We start from the raw sequence: 14,983 nt of genomic DNA, 5'->3' as shown, positions 1-14,983 counted from the left end.
AGACCATCATCTACTTGACGATCTACGAAAAAAGTGGAACTATAGAGAACAATAAATAAACAAAAATAATAACTGGTTCTAAATCATTGGAAGATTCAGCAACACACATTGAAAAGCTAGCCCATAAAAATGCTCGCTTAAAATCGCTTATAAAGAAATATAAGCAATCACATCACTTGCAGCATGCTCTACTACAACTTTCAGAGCAAGCAAGTACTGTTGCCGAATTAACCCTGCTCTACCCTGCTATTCATAATATTCTTCAAGACTTTATACCCAGTAAAAGCTTTTATGTCGTACTAAATAACCCTGTTACAGATAACCTTGAACTTTCTTATTTTGCCGATGAAAAAGATGGCCTGTCTGTCCCTCTAAAATATGAACATTTCTTCAAAGATGGTTTAACTGGGTACGTATTTAAGCACGGCAAAACAAGCTATTTTTCTAAACAGCAAACACAAGAAGCCGTTGAGAAGGGGTTGTTTAAAGCATACGGCACGCCAGCAGAGCATTGGGTGGGCGTACCCGTTTACCGTGAGAAAGCCATCATTGGTGTCATGGTCGCGCAAAGTTATGACAAGGCACAAAACTATACAGAGCAGCAAATAGAACTACTAGAAGTCATGTCGCTTTACCTTGCAACAGCAATCGAACGGGTGAAAAAACGCGAGTTACTTGAGTCTGAAGTCAAAATTCGCACCCGTGCACTGACGCAAAGTAACCAAGCTTTAAATGATGAAATTTTACAACGTAAAAAAGCACTCGATCGCCAACAAATTTTATTCAAAATCTCAGAGCTGGCAACTTTGAGTAAAAACGTTGAAGACGTCTATGCCCATGTGCATGAAATTATTAAAACCATCACCTATGCCGATAACCTATACATTGCCTTGTATGATCAAACAACTAATTGGTTAAGCTTCCCCTATTGCGTCGATGAATTTAATGACAACGCAAAACCTAGGCCTTTCGCCAAAGGCTACAGTGAATTAGTACTTAGTACAGAAAAGTGCCAAGTGATAGATGAGCAAAGAGCAAAAGATTTAATAAAACTAGGCGTCATTGAACGCCCTATCGATGTCCCACCACAAAGAAGAGCAACCAGTTGGTTAGGCGCTCCACTAAAAACGTCACAAGGGGTCATTGGTCTTATTGTTTGCCAAGCTTATTGTAATAAACATGAATTTAGCCAAGATGATTGCGAATTAATTACTTTTGTATCACATCAAATAGCAAGCGTAATTCAGGCTCATTTAGCAAGCCAAGAGTTAAAGTTGAGCCACCAAAAACTTGAGCAACGGGTTACAGAAAAAACGAAAGAACTTCGCCAAGCAAATATGCATTTACAAATGCAAATTGAAGAGCGTAAAAAAATAGAACAACAGCTATATCATGATGCACATCATGACTCACTAACCAGCTTGCCCAATCGTAGCTTATTCTTAACTCAACTTGAAAAAACATTACAACATTATCAACGTTATCCTGAGCAACAATTTGCGGTTTTATTTATTGATTTAGATAAATTTAAAGATATAAATGATCAACTTGGTCACCAAGCAGGGGATCAATTTCTAATTGGTGTTGCCGAGTCTTTCTCACACTGTATAAGAGAGCACGACTTATTAGCTCGCTTAGGCGGTGATGAGTTTGTGGTACTGTTAAATCATTTAACCGAAAGACAGCAAGCAGAAGATGTTGCAAAACGTATTATTGAGATAATGAAAAAACCTTTCTGCATGAAAGGTCAGTGCGTTCAAAGTGGCGCAAGTATTGGCATTACTTACTCAAAAGCAAGTTATAAACATACCGATGAAATTATTCGTGATGCAGATGCTGCGATGTATTATGCAAAAAATGCAGGGCGTAACCGTTTTGAGTGCTTCCACCCTTTATTGAATACAACCACTTCTCAACATGAAACCGAGAGTATGCATCATCTTGATGATCTGCCAATGCATTTTAGAAGCGCAGAAATCATCACACTCAATGAGGAATCTAGAGCTGAGTCATTATTGGAAGCATTTGGTGAACACCCCGTGCTTGGCAGTACCAGTTTTGAGGTATTGAAAAAGTTTGCAACCGATAAAGTTCAACATTTCGAAGTGGAGCTTAGCTTATTAAAACAAGCTTTCGAATTAGCCCATAATGCTAACTTACAAAAAGTACTCTTCCCCTGTTCAGGCTTAGTGTTAGAACGTATTAATTTTCAATCGTTACGCCAATTATTAAATGCACACAACGCACAGAGAATGTGTTTGTTATTTAATGAGCAAGAAATCCGTTATGCATCTGCGGTACAAATTGAAAACTTAAAAAGCTTAATTGAACAAGGGTTTTCGGTAGGACTAAACGAGTTCGCAAAAGACAGATGTGAGCTTAATTTACTGACTGAGTTTAACTTTGATTACTTACTACTTAGTTCTACTTTCAGTAAACGTGTGCTCCAACAAGATAATTATCACCTACAATTGCAAGGCGTGTTGGCCATTACGAATATCCAAAATATTCAGGTAATCGCCAAGGGGCCATCGATTTTTAACTACCGCACCTTGTTAGATAAGCACGGTTTATCCTTGTTTATAGGCAAACAACACGCCCTAGCCCCTTTTAGTCCTTTTTCACAAACAGTACAAAGTATTACTTCTTAAGCATGGCTCTTAGATTAGCGACTCGTGCTTGGCCTTTCTCCATACGCTCAGCCTGTGAAGACGGTGGTTTCTTCGCTTCAAAGGCTAGATCATCTTGTGGTAATTCTTGCACAAAGCGACTCAGCTCTGTGTCTGAGGTTTCACCAAATTGACGGCGTAACTTAGCATAGGTCATGACCAGCTCTTGCTGAGCACGCGTGATCCCTACATAAGCAAGACGACGCTCTTCTTCAACGTTATCTTCATCAATACTCACTTGGTGCGGTAATAAGCCCTCTTCCATGCCTACCATGAACACATACGGATACTCCAAACCTTTTGAAGCATGCAGAGTCAGCAATTGTACCGCATCAGATTCATCTTCTTCTTCGTTACGCTCAAGCATATCGCGTAAGGTCAGTTTACTAACCACCTCGGCAAGGTTCAGTGGTGGATTGTCTGCGTCCCCTGTTAACATATCGGTGATCCAACGATAAAGCTCCGAAACGTTTTTCATACGCATTTCAGCAGCTTTTGCACTCGGTGATGACTCATATAGGTATGCTTCGTAGTTAATTTGCCTAACTAACTCTTTTACAGCTTCCAGGGTATCGCCCCGTACCGCATTATCAGAAAGCTCAACCACCCAGCGAGCAAAGCCAGCTAAGGCATTAAAGCCACGCCCTTTTAATCGGTGCGCAAGCTCAGGTTCAAAACAGGCAGCAAATAAACTAATGTGTTTTTCATTAGCTAGGGTACCTAGCTTTTCCAGTGTCACCGTACCAATCTCACGGCGAGGCGTATTTACAATACGTAAAAAGGCATTGTCGTCATCTTGGTTCACTAACAAACGTAAATACGCCATGATGTCTTTGATTTCTGAACGCGAGAAAAATGACATGCCGCCGCTGATCTTATAAGGAATGCGGTTGCTCATGAGTGCTTTTTCAAACACACGCGCTTGATGGTTACCACGGTATAAAATCGCGTAATCTTTATAGCTAGTGCGCTTCATAAATTTATGTGAAATGATCTCAGCGACCACTCGTTCAGATTCATGCTCTTCATCACGACAGCCAATCACTTTAATAGGCTCACCATAACCTAGCTCACTGAATAGCTTTTTATCAAACTCATGAGGATTATTGGCAATCAAAATATTCGCCGCTTTAAGAATTCGCCCAGCACTTCGGTAATTTTGTTCAAGCTTAATTAAACGCAAGCCCGGAAAGTCTTTACTCAATAGCACAAGGTTTTGTGGCTTAGCACCACGCCAAGAGTAAATAGACTGGTCGTCATCGCCTACCACGGTAAAACGAGCGCGTTCACCCACCAATAGCTTAACCAGTTGATACTGACTGGTATTAGTATCTTGATACTCATCCACCAGCAAGTAACGAAAACGCTGTTGCCAACGTTCACGTGCCGTAGCATTTTGGCCTAACAATAAGGTGGGGATCATGATCAGATCATCAAAATCAAGGGCGTTGTAAGCACGCAATTGATTTTGATAACGCGCATACAGCTGAGCAAACAACGCTTTTTGTGGCTCACGGGCTTCTCGAATAGCACGCTCTGGTAGAATCAATTCGTTCTTCCAGCTACCTATTTGCATCTTCAGAAGGTTGAGTAGATCTTTGTCTTTTTTAAGCTCTTCTTCGGTCAGTTCAGCTAATAGCTGGTTGGTATCTTGATCATCAAATAATGAGAACCCAGGTTTAAAACCTAACGTCGTTAACTCTTTTTTGATGATCTCAAGCCCAAGGGTATGAAACGTTGAAACCCATAAGCCTTTCGACTCCTGCTTGCCAAGTGTTTGCGTTACACGCTCACGCATTTCTTTCGCCGCTTTATTGGTAAAGGTTACCGCAGCAATATTGCGTGCTTGATACTCACACTTTTGCACCAAGTAAGCGATTTTATTAGTAATAACACGCGTTTTACCTGAGCCCGCACCGGCTAATACTAAGCACGGCCCACTAATATACTTTACCGCTTCATCTTGTTTTGGGTTGAGTTTCATAAGCCCCTAAAGAAATTATCCAAAGACAGGACGGGCAATTTTACCGTAATCACTACACTACGCCTAGCCAATAAGGTAAGATTGTTTTTTTACGTGACTCAAAGGACGAAGATGATCAACCCAGCAAAACTTGAAGAAATCGCTAAGCAAATCACCGATAACATGCCGCAAGGCGTGAAAAACCTTGCCGAAACAGTCGAAGGTAAAACCAAGCAAGCTATTCAAAACAAACTTGCTGAGATGGACTTTGTAAGCCGTGATGAATTTGATATTCAAAGCCAAGTACTTATTCGTACTCGTGAAAAACTCACTGAGCTTGAAGAAAAAGTGGCTTTATTAGAGCAACAACTTGCTAGCAAACAAGACGAACAATAAAAAAGGAGAGCGAATTCGCTCTCCTTTTTTCTATCTAGCTAGTTTTGGTTATTAGCTTTTTTCAGCAACACGTTCAAAAACGCGCTTTACTGCAATGCCATAGGTATCACTGGCTTCTTCAGCACAGGTTACGACCGACTCTAGGTCGTTCAAATGACCATTTGCTAAACCATACACCCAACCATGAATTGTTAACTCTTGGCCTTTCGCCCAAGCATCTTGCACAATATTAGTACGGCATACGTTACGCACTTGTTCGATAACGTTTAGTTCGATCAAGCTATTTAAACGCTCTTGCTCAGGTAATGCATTGAGTTGTTCGATATGTTTTTCTTTTACATCACCCACATGGCGTAGCCAGTTATCGATTAAGCCAAAACGTGCTTCGTTTAATACCGCTTGTACACCACCACAGCCATAGTGACCTACTACCATGATGTGCTTTACTTTTAGCACTTCAACAGCGTATTGCATCACTGAAAGGCAGTTATGGTCGGTATGTACAACCACATTTGCTACGTTACGGTGGACAAATAACTCACCCGGTAACAAGTCTACGATTTCGTTTGCAGGTACACGCGAGTCAGAACAACCGATCCATAAGTACTCTGGATTTTGCTGCATTGATAGAATTTTAAAAAACTCAGGGTCATTTTCACTCGTACGTGCTGCCCAACGTCTATTATTTTCGAATAAATTTTTTAACTTTCTCATTGCGCCTCTTTACGGTTTTTAATAATTAGCTTGGATCAAGATATTTCTTGGTGTCAGCTGTTTCTCGCAAAACGTGCTCACCGTTACTTGATATCCTTGTTGTTGCAAATATAAAGCACGATCGAGCACGAGCCAAACTTCAATTGCCCTTCTGAACACATGTCGGACGAGTTCAACTCGCTCGGTGACCCTTTTGCGCTTTTTGCCTACCTCTAAAAATTCATTGTAATCAATACCTTTAGGTAGGGGTAATGATTTTTTCTCAGCCGCCCATAAACAAAATGATTCAAAAGAATCAGAGAAGATTGCCTTGTTCACTGACGGCACACTCACATAGTGTAATTCACCAGTGATTGATTTACGTAACGCATCAAACCCAAGACGCCATTCAACCTCTGTTTTTCTTACCTTATCGACGCGACTCGGTGCCGTTACCGTTTCTTGTAGTGCCAGTTTTAAATCACGATGCGTAAGCGCAAGCTGACTTTGTTTTGCTGGCTCGCTCATTGCTTGATAAGCGTTATCTGTGAATAAATGATAACAGCATGGTGAAAAGCTGATTTGCTGGGTTTTCGCTTTGCTTGCTTGCTGCATAAATGTTTGATGCAAACGACCACAGGCATGGAGAGCCACAGCATGCTGCTGGCTTTCAAAAAAATCATCGGTGTTGTCGGTTAATACATCAGCTTGTGAAAACTGCATTGCCAAGTGCTGTTGTGTAGCACTGTGCTGGCCTTGTTCACATAAGTGCTGTTGCAGCTCAATGCTATGTACACTTGGCGCACCATTGAATGCCAGCATACGACCTAAATGCCCTTTACCTGCACACCACTCTAAAACAGGCCGGTTTAATGACTGCTGACTAATCGCTGCAACAAAGTCTTGTAGTTGCTCAAATTTACGACCTTTAATGCCATTACTTATCCAAAACGGAAACTCATTACGGGCAGTACTGATAGCTGGCAGTTCACACAACAGAGCCAACTGGTCGATGCCCTCAATTGCCTCAGCAAAATAACGATATAAAGCTGGCTGATCGGCATCAAGCTCGCTAACTTGTTGGTCATCCAGCGTCCATAGTAAGTTGGCTAATTCAGGCCAAGGAAGATCATCAAAATCGAAGGCGGTGCATTGCCAGTATTGGCGAGTTTTAAAAAGCAGCGTATCTAAGGCAATAAATTGCTGAGCAAGCGTCATAACTTCTAAACGACAAAAAATAAAAGTGATTATAACAGTTTTTCACCCTTTAACGCCTACCACTGCTGATTAAACGGATATAAAGAGGGATGCATAAAATACTCAGTACAATAGCTAGAATAAGCATCCAAGATAATTCAAAGCCGCCATCATCTTGATGTTGATACATAAAGTTTTTAAACGCGCGGTCAAACTCGGTTTGATCTAGGCCATATAATTCAGCAATTAAACGCCACTTTGCCATCGACATACTGCCAAGATTTACGCCTGGCGGCTTAATATAACTCGTTAATACATTTGCTTCATAAGCAAGCTCTTGTAAGCTTTTATGAGTAGCATAATCATGTTGAGTAACGGCAATACTCTCTTCTAAATGTAATAACGCGTAACGCCAGCCTTTAATACTTGCATGATAAAAGCGCTCAACGATATCTGGATTTTTTTCAACCATTGCTTCGCTGGTATATAAAATATCACCATACACATTCAAACCAAACTTTTGCGGACAAATGAGTCGATGACCCACTCCTTGTAATGTCATCGTGTAGGGCTCATTGGTGACATAAACTTGCACCGCATCTAAGTCACCGGCAAGCCACTGTTCAATGCCCCCTTCATGACTTGCAGCTATTAAACTTTGTTGATCAAGCCCCGCGCGTTGCAACATTACCAATAACTCTGCATTTTCAACTGAACCGATTTTACTAAGCTTCTTATCAGCAAAGTCTCTGGGCTGAAAAATATCTGAGTTATTTTTTACCATCCAACAATATGGCGAAAACTGCAGTATGGCTCCAAGGGCAACAACTGGCGCGCCTTGCTGGCGCTTTTGTAATATGCCTGAGTGAGTGATGGCAAAATCGGCTTCGCCACTTAACAGTTTTGGGAAGGTATCTGGCGCATTCGGATCGGCAGGTATTATGGAAACATCAAGGCCCGCTTCCTTATAAAAGCCTTTTTTTGCAGCCATATAGTAGCCTGCAAATTGAAACTGGTGAGTCCATTTTAGTTGTAGGCTAACTTTATCAGCGCATTGTGCGCTCATAGAGAGCATTAAACAGGTTAACCCTAGTAGGCCTTTTATACCTTGCACGCAACATCCTTGCTTGAAACCGTGCATTAACTATAGGAAAAATAGAGGGAAAATCAAGACTCCTCATTAGCAGTCTTGATTATATTTAGTTACTGATTAGCTGCTTTGACTTCACTCAATTCTTGACCTTGGCTAGTTAAGAACTGGGTGAAACATGGATTGTTCGTTTCATCTTGAACGTTGTATCCCAAACGGTTCAAATGCTCATTGAATACCTCATAATCACTCGGTTCAATCGCAAAGGCAGCCAGCACATTACCAATCGATCCACCATGATTGCGGTAATGGAATAAAGTGATATTCCAATTGCTACCAAGGGTATCTAAAAATCGTGCTAATGCACCTGGGTATTCAGGAAACTCAAAGCGCAGTAATCGCTCATGAAGTTGGGCTGGCGCTTTACCTCCCACCATATAACGAATATGCAATTTAGCCAGCTCGTTATCTGATAGATCGCAAAATGTATAATCATTTTCTGTCAGTGCCGCTTTTAGCTCATCAAGCTCTTGTTGGCCTTGCCTTAGTGCTATACCGACAAAAATTTGCGCTTCGCCAGGGCCTGCATAGCGATAATTAAACTCGGTGATGGCCCTGCCGCCTAACGAGTTACAAAACTGCTTAAAGCTGCCCTTCTCTTCTTTAATCGTCACAGCAAGGAGTGCTTCGTTCTTTTCACCTAGCGCCGTTCGCTCAGCAACATAACGTAAGCGGTCAAAGTTTAAATTCGCACCCGATAAAATCGCAGCCACGTTTAAGCCTTTCACCCCATTTTGTTGGCACCACTTTTTCAGACCCGCTGTTGATAGCGCCCCTGAAGGCTCCGCTATAGCGCGGGTTGAAACAAAGATATCTTGCATTGCGGCGCAGATTTCATCGCCCGTTACAGTGACAACCTCATCGCAAAATTTTTGTGCTAAACGAAACGTTTCTGTGCCGATAACTTTTACGGCTACGCCATCTGCAAAGCTACCGACACGATCAAGCTCAACGGGCTTGCCTGCTTCAAGCGCGGCTTTTAGGCAAGCACTCTCATCAGCTTCAACACCAATGACTTTGATATCAGGACGTAACGACTTTATATACACAGCCATGCCTGCAAGTAAGCCACCACCGCCAACAGGAATAAAGACGGCATCAAGGTCATTCAGTTGCTGCATTAATTCACGGGCAACCGTACCTTGGCCAACAATCACATCGGGATCATCAAACGGTGGCACAAACACCCCATTACGCTGCTCAGTAAGCTCTAAAGCATGGGCTTTTGCTGCATCAAAATGATGGCCGTGTAATACCACTTCACCACCTAACGCACGCACTGCATTCACTTTAATTTCTGGTGTTGTGACTGGCATTACAATCGTTGCTTTATGCCCTAAAAATGAGGCACTGAGTGCGACACCTTGCGCATGGTTACCCGCTGAAGCGGTGATCACATCAGAGCCTTTTGGCAACTTGCTCAGTTTATGAAAGGCACCACGAAGTTTAAATGAATAAACCGGTTGTTGGTCTTCACGCTTTAACCACACATGGTTGCCTAGCCGTGCACTAAGATCAGCCATTTCGCTGACCTCGGTGACTTTTGCAAGCGGCTCCATGTTCGCTTGGATGATAGCGCGAAAATAATCGAGCTCTTGAGAAACCATAATTAACTAAGCTCCTCAAGTTTTGCTAAATCGCGCACAGCCCCTTTGTCTGCACTGGTTGCAAGTAACGCATAAGCTTTAAGTGCAGATGAAACATAGCGATCACGGTCCAGTGGTTTATAAGCATCTTTACCGCGTGCTAATTGCTTTTGTTTACGTGCTTCAAGCTCTTCATCAGACAGGGCTAGGGTGATTTCACGGGTTGCGATATCAATTACTATTTTATCGCCATTTTCAACATAGGCGATTGCCCCACCGCTTGCTGCTTCTGGTGAAACGTGACCAATGGATAAACCTGATGTACCACCCGAGAAACGACCATCTGTGATAAGCGCACATTTTTCACCTAAGCCCATTGATTTTAAGTAACTCGTTGGATACAGCATTTCTTGCATGCCTGGGCCGCCTTTGGGTCCTTCGTAGCGAATAACAACCACATCACCCGCTTTCACTTCACCGTTAAGAATCCCTTCAACTGAATCATCTTGTGATTCGTATACAACTGCGGGGCCTTCAAAGTGCAGCATTTCTTCAACGACACCGGCACTTTTAACAATACAGCCATCAAGGGCTAAGTTACCTGATAGTACTGCTAAGCCGCCATCTTGACGAAAGGCATTTTCAACACTGCGGATACAGCCGTTTTCACGGTCATTATCAAGTTCTGGCCAGCGGCATTCTTGACTCATTGCTTTTGTTGTACGGATACCCGCTGGGCCTGCTTTATAGAATTTTTGCGCCACTTCATTATTAGGGTCAGTCGCATCCCATTTAGTCACCATTTCAGCCATAGTATGACCCGCCACGTGATCAACAGATAAATCGACAAGGCCTGCCTTACCTAATTCACGAATAATTGCCATCATGCCACCAGCGCGGTGTACATCTTCAATGTGATATTTATTGGTTGCGGGTGCCACTTTACAAAGGAAAGGAGTTTTGCGAGAAAGCGCATCGATGTGCGACATATCAAAATCAACACCTGCCTCTTGCGCTGCAGCTAATAAGTGTAAAACCGTATTTGATGAACCACCCATGGCAATATCAACCACCATGGCATTCATAAAGGCAGTGCGATTAGCAATAGCACGCGGTAATACTGCTGCATTATCTTTTTGATAATACTCACGGCATAAATCAACAATGCGCGCACCCGCTTCAACGTAAAGTTGTTTACGGTCTTTATGCGTTGCAAGTGTGGTACCGTTACCCGGCAGTGCCAAGCCAATCGCTTCTAATAAGCAGTTCATTGAGTTGGCAGTGAACATGCCCGAACATGAACCACAAGTAGGACAGGCAGAGCGCTCAACTTTGTCTGAGTCTTCATCGCTTACTGAGGTATCAGCGCCTTTTACCATGGCATCCACTAAATCAAGTTTAATGTCGATATCAGCAAGGCGTGTTTTACCCGCCTCCATTGGACCACCTGATACAAAAATAACGGGGATATTTAAACGCAGTGCTGCCAGCATCATCCCTGGGGTGATTTTGTCGCAGTTAGAAATACAGATCATGGCATCGGCACAGTGTGCATTAACCATGTATTCCACTGAGTCAGCAATTAAATCACGCGATGGGAGTGAATACAGCATGCCGCCGTGACCCATTGCGATACCATCATCGATTGCAATGGTATTAAATTCTTTTGGTACACCACCCGCTTCGGTGATGGTTTCGGCCATTAGCTCACTGAGTTGGTTAAGATGAACGTGCCCTGGTACAAACTGAGTGTACGAGTTAACAACAGCGATAATTGGCTTACCAAAGTCTTTATCTGTCATCCCTGTTGCACGCCATAAAGCACGCGCCCCAGCACGTTTGCGACCTTCTGTTGTTGTTGCACTTCTTAATTTAGCCATAATTACCTCAGTTGTTGCAGTGGCATGCCACTGACTTCCTCATTCCTAATTTATTTCTCACTAAAACATCAATCTGATTGCTCTAGTTACCTGTTGATTTTTTTACTAGATTGCTTGTTGTTGAAATTGGTTTTCAACATTAACGTGTTTAACATCGACCAATTTATTTAATTGTGATGTTAGTAGATAAATTGGCTTATCGCTGTCTACCGTCATAGTGACGTGAAACGCTTCGTCAGCCATTTCTAAATTCATGGTTGTTAGGTCAAAGCCGCGATGACGCGCTACGCGTAAAAAGCGCTCTACCGCAACACTTTGATTCTTTAGTGCAATCGTTAGGGTGTGTTTCATTTTACTGTCTCCGTCATCATTTCATCATTGGCAGCACCGGGCGGTACAAGCGGCCATACATTTTCTTTATCATCGATACAGGCATGCAGAATGTATGGGCCTTCACTATTTACTAACGCATCAACCGCAGCATCAACTTCATCTGCTTTAGTGATGGTTTGACCTGGAATGCCAAACACCGCTGCTAACTGCACAAAATCAGGATTATCTGAAAGGTTTGTTTCAGAATAACGACCTTCAAAAAATAGCTGCTGCCATTGACGTACCATGCCTAAGCGCTGGTTATCTAAGATTAGAATTTTAACTGGCAGATTGTTACGGCGAATTGTTGCCAGTTCTTGAATGTTCATCATGATTGAACCATCACCCGACACTGTGATCACAAAATCTCTTGGGCGAGCAACTTGCGCGCCAATAGCGGCCGGCAAACCAAAACCCATGGTACCTGCACCACCACTACTTAAATGATTACTTGGGTGGCTAAACTTCATATGCTGCGCCACCCACATTTGGTGCTGACCCACATCACAGCACACCACACCCGTTGATGGCATTTTTTGGCTTAGCTGGTTTAACAAGTAAGGTGCAAATACTTTCTCGCCCGGATAGTCATAACGCCATGCATGCTCTTTCATCATGCTTTCGATATGCGTTAGCCACTCATCTGGTGTAACAAAACAATCAAGTTGCGGTAAAGACGTTTTTAAATCTGCCACTAATGACGCTTTTGCAGGCTTACGCTTACCAACCTCTGCCGCATCAATATCAAGGTGAATAACCTTTGCTTTTGCCGCAAACTTGCTTAAGTTGCCAGTGACACGGTCGTCAAAGCGGGCACCAATACAGACCAAAACATCACACTCTTGCACCGCTAAGTTAGCCGCTTTACCGCCATGCATACCTAGCATGCCTAAGTCATATTCATAATCAGGTAATACACTACCCAACGCTTTTAACGTTGATACTGCAGGCATATGTGTTTTTTCTAAAAACTGCATTAATTCATCTTGCGCATTGGCAGCTTGTACACCACCACCGATATACGCTACAGGGCGCTGCGCTTCACTTAAGATTTGATTGGCAATAGCAACTTGGTTTGAATCTAATGTTGGTAAGTGATCTTCGGCGGCTAACCAAGGGTGGAATGGTACTTGCGCCATTTGGATGTCTTTAGGGATATCAACTAACACAGGGCCTGGGCGGCCGCTTTGTGCTATATGGATGGCTTCTTGTAGGATTTCGGCTAAGTCTTCAGCTCTTTCAACCATGTAACTATGTTTAGTGCATGATAACGACATGCCTAACACATCCACTTCCTGAAAGGCGTCGGAACCTATCGCTGCGGTTGGTACTTGACCTGTGATAGCAAGTAATGGCACCGAATCCATCATCGCATCGGCAAGCGCGGTTATTAAGTTGGTCGCCCCTGGACCGGAAGTTGCAAAACACACGCCTAACTTACCTGTGCTTCGCGCAAAGCCCACCGCTGCAAAGCCAGCCCCTTGCTCATGGCGCGTCAAATAATGTTTGACTGGCGCACCATACAAAGCGTCGTAAATAGGCATGATGGCACCACCTGGGTAACCAAAAACATCCTTAACGCCATGTTTGGCCAATAAATCGATTGTTAACTCTGCGCCTGTCATCGTAAATCCTCATTCCTCAGTGACATTGTGTATTTGCTGCAACTCAAACCTTAAAACGAAAAAGCCCCCCGAACTGTTAAGTGCGGGGGGCTTTTTAAATGCTTCACTTTTCTCTAAGCACTAACTCGCCCCCGCGGTAATAATAATCACCACGACGTTAATCAGAATTAGAGAAAGTTTGTTTGTAAGCATTTATCTGTAACCAAATTTTGTTCATTTGTAGCGGAAATCTAGCCATCCCGCTGCCTTTTTCTATTAGTACCGCGCTAAGCCCTTCAAGTCAACAATAAAATTAATTCAAAAAAACATATAAAAAACACTTAAAAAGGAATTAATATTCAAAATATGATTTAAAAAGGGTTTATATTTCACTTTTATACAAATATGGAAACTTCATACCTGTTTATTAGCTATTCTATAGCTGATTAATTTTTAGCTCTTGTCTGGTATTTTTTCTGCTTTCATTCGATTTAATTTAACTGCTTGTGGAAAATTAGTTTAGTATTGAAAACAGTCACAATTTGAAAGGGAAAATTATGAGATTCATTCAGCGCTTTAATGCTCTGTTTTTTATGGTGCTATTACTTGGTTTTAGCCAATGTGCATTGGCAGAACCAGGACTATGGAAAATAGAAAAAAACGGTATTTCGTCCTATTTATTTGGCACCGTGCATGTGGGTGATAAAAGCATGCAAGGTCTACCAAATAAGGTTACATCTGCAATTGAGAGCAGTGATGAAGTGATTGTTGAGGTAGATATCAGCACCATTTCAGCAACCGAAATGCAGCGCCGCTCATTGCCTTTTATGATGCTTAAAGATGGAAAAACACTGCAATCAGAGCTTTCTGTAGATAACTTCAATAAGCTACAAAAATACTTTGCCGATAAGTCTATCGATATCGCAATGTTTAAAAACTTAGCACCGTGGGCTGTGATGGTCACCATGATGCAAATGGAGTTTCAAAATGTGGGATTCTCTGACCAGTATGGTATAGACAAACAAGTACTTGCTTATGCGCAAGCACACAATAAACCTATCGGTGAATTAGAAACTCTTGAGCTACAAATGGAAATGTTTACTCATTTAGCAGTTATGAACGATAAGATGATTGAAGAAACATTTGAGCAGCTAGCTGATGTCGACACTTACTTTTTTGGCCTTATCAATGCGTGGAAATCTGGCGATATGAAAACGCTAGCAAAGTTTTATAACGAAAGCTTTGATGATTCTCAATATGGTGAACTAAGTGAGCAAGTAATGCTAATCGATCGCAATAATAATTGGGTAAAGCAACTTTCATCACGTATCGGCAAAGAAAAATTATTTATTGCCGTTGGTGCTTTGCACTTGCCTGAACAACATGGTTTGCTAAAGCAGCTAACTGATAAAGGCTTCACGGTTACACGTATCTAAATGTTCTATAATCAAATTCAAATTTTATAAGCGCCTT

Annotated in this window: 11 protein-coding genes; 3 read left to right on the top strand and 8 right to left on the bottom strand. The window is 42.3% G+C overall.

Annotation, left to right across the window (positions count from 1 at the left end; all coding sequences use genetic code 11):
• Positions 1-86 precede the first annotated feature (86 nt).
• A complete protein-coding gene (locus PAARA_RS07890; RefSeq protein WP_062568503.1) occupies positions 87-2,651 on the top strand; it encodes a diguanylate cyclase domain-containing protein in 2,565 nt (854 codons plus the stop codon).
• Here PAARA_RS07890 and rep read toward each other — a convergent pair.
• On the bottom strand, positions 2,641-4,653 hold the full coding sequence (gene rep, locus PAARA_RS07885) for a DNA helicase Rep (RefSeq protein ID WP_062568502.1): 2,013 nt from the start codon (positions 4,651-4,653) through the stop codon (positions 2,641-2,643). The two genes, PAARA_RS07890 and rep, sit on opposite strands and share 11 nt — an antisense overlap.
• Positions 4,654-4,764: 111 nt before the next feature.
• Between rep and ubiK the strand changes: the two genes are divergently transcribed.
• The gene (ubiK, locus tag PAARA_RS07880; protein ID WP_054561163.1) at positions 4,765-5,028 is read left to right on the top strand and encodes a ubiquinone biosynthesis accessory factor UbiK; all 264 of its coding nucleotides are present in this window, start codon (positions 4,765-4,767) and stop codon (positions 5,026-5,028) included.
• A 51-nt stretch (positions 5,029-5,079) separates the two neighbouring features.
• Here the strand turns inward: ubiK and can are convergent, their stop codons facing one another.
• The 7 genes from can to ilvG form a co-directional block, all read right to left on the bottom strand.
• Positions 5,080-5,742 (bottom strand): carbonate dehydratase, encoded by a 663-nt coding sequence (gene can / locus PAARA_RS07875; RefSeq protein ID WP_062568501.1) that lies wholly within the window; start codon positions 5,740-5,742, stop codon positions 5,080-5,082.
• 18 nt (positions 5,743-5,760) lie between these two features.
• Positions 5,761-6,939 (bottom strand): methyltransferase, encoded by a 1,179-nt coding sequence (locus PAARA_RS07870; RefSeq protein ID WP_062568500.1) that lies wholly within the window; start codon positions 6,937-6,939, stop codon positions 5,761-5,763.
• Positions 6,940-6,988: 49 nt separating this feature from the next.
• Positions 6,989-7,993 (bottom strand): ABC transporter substrate-binding protein, encoded by a 1,005-nt coding sequence (locus PAARA_RS07865; RefSeq protein ID WP_157066186.1) that lies wholly within the window; start codon positions 7,991-7,993, stop codon positions 6,989-6,991.
• Between the two features lie 128 nt (positions 7,994-8,121).
• A complete protein-coding gene (gene ilvA, locus PAARA_RS07860) occupies positions 8,122-9,675 on the bottom strand; it encodes a threonine ammonia-lyase, biosynthetic (protein WP_062568499.1) in 1,554 nt (517 codons plus the stop codon).
• 2 nt (positions 9,676-9,677) lie between these two features.
• Positions 9,678-11,534 (bottom strand): dihydroxy-acid dehydratase, encoded by a 1,857-nt coding sequence (ilvD, locus tag PAARA_RS07855; RefSeq protein WP_062568498.1) that lies wholly within the window; start codon positions 11,532-11,534, stop codon positions 9,678-9,680.
• Between the two features lie 105 nt (positions 11,535-11,639).
• Entirely contained in the window at positions 11,640-11,885 is a 246-nt protein-coding gene (ilvM, locus tag PAARA_RS07850; RefSeq protein ID WP_054554110.1) for an acetolactate synthase 2 small subunit, read from the bottom strand.
• Positions 11,882-13,531 (bottom strand): acetolactate synthase 2 catalytic subunit, encoded by a 1,650-nt coding sequence (gene ilvG, locus PAARA_RS07845; RefSeq protein ID WP_062568497.1) that lies wholly within the window; start codon positions 13,529-13,531, stop codon positions 11,882-11,884. Before ilvG ends, ilvM begins: the two co-directional genes overlap by 4 nt.
• 536 nt (positions 13,532-14,067) lie before the next feature.
• Here ilvG and PAARA_RS07840 point away from each other — a divergent pair.
• Positions 14,068-14,946, top strand: coding sequence for a TraB/GumN family protein (locus tag PAARA_RS07840; RefSeq protein ID WP_062568496.1), 879 nt, complete (start codon positions 14,068-14,070; stop codon positions 14,944-14,946).
• The last annotated feature ends 37 nt before the right edge of the window (positions 14,947-14,983 follow it).

It is taken from the genome of Pseudoalteromonas arabiensis (assembly GCF_001550155.1).
GTDB classification, from domain to species: Bacteria; Pseudomonadota; Gammaproteobacteria; order Enterobacterales; family Alteromonadaceae; genus Pseudoalteromonas; species Pseudoalteromonas arabiensis.
Note: the sequence above shows the minus strand (reverse complement) of the source record. Positions and strands in the feature narration are given on the sequence as shown.